A 909-nucleotide genomic window follows, 5' to 3' on the forward strand; every position below is an offset into this window, starting at 1 on the left:
TAGGCTGGCGCTGTTTCCTGCAAGAGACACCGCCATGTCCCCCCTGCCCACCCGCTTCGCCGGGATCATCCTGGCGTTCGCGCCGCTGTTCGTCCATCGCTCGTGGTGCCATGCCCAGCTTCTGCTGATTGGCGCGATCCTGCTCCCGGGTCAACGCACCGTGACGAACGTGCTGCGCATCACCGCTCATGCGCGCGACCGGCACTTCGTCAACGTTCACCGCGTGCTCAGCCGCGCCGCCTGGTGCCCCCGGACCGGCAGCCACATCCTGCTCGGGATGTTGATCGCGGCGTTTGTGCCGCGCGGTCCGGTCATCCTGGCGCTCGACGACACGATCGAGCGCCGCCGTGGCAAGCGCATCGCGGCCAAAGGCATCTACCGCGACCCGGTGCGCTCTTCCGATGGCCACTTCGTCAAGGCAAGCGGGCTGCGCTGGATGAGTCTGATGCTGCTCGCCCCGATCCCGTGGGCTGGACGGGTCTGGGCCCTGCCGTTCCTGACTGCGTTGGTGCCATCCGAGCGCGCCTGCCGCGAGCGGGGCCGTCGCCACAAGTCCTTGCTCGAGGTGGGCCGCCAACTTGTCCTTCAGGCCCGCCGCTGGCTGCCGGGCCGCGACCTGGTGCTGGTCGGCGACAGCGGCTTCTCGGCTCTGCTGTTCCTCGACGCGATCCACCGCGGCGGTGTCACGGCGATCACCCGCCTGCGGCTCGACGCGGCGCTCTACGAGCCTGCCCCGCCACGGCTGCCCGGCACGATCGGACGTCCCCGCACCAAGGGCGCCAGGCTGCCAAACCTATCCGACGTGCTCACGGCCCCGCGCACGAGGTGGCAGATGACCGTCATGCCCGGCTGGTATGGAGCGGGTGAGCGCACCATCGAGATCGCCACTGCGACCGCAGTTTGGCGGCA

General features: G+C 69.6%; 1 protein-coding gene. It reads left to right on the forward strand.

All coding sequences use genetic code 11. From position 1 onward, the window contains the following. Positions 1-34: 34 nt before the first annotated feature. Positions 35-909 (forward strand): IS701 family transposase (locus WDW90_RS37555; protein WP_336492796.1); only part of this gene is annotated, 875 nt, incomplete at its 3' end.

Origin of the sequence: Methylobacterium nigriterrae (genome assembly GCF_037106235.1) — a bacterium.
GTDB classification, from domain to species: domain Bacteria; phylum Pseudomonadota; class Alphaproteobacteria; order Rhizobiales; family Beijerinckiaceae; genus Methylobacterium; species Methylobacterium nigriterrae.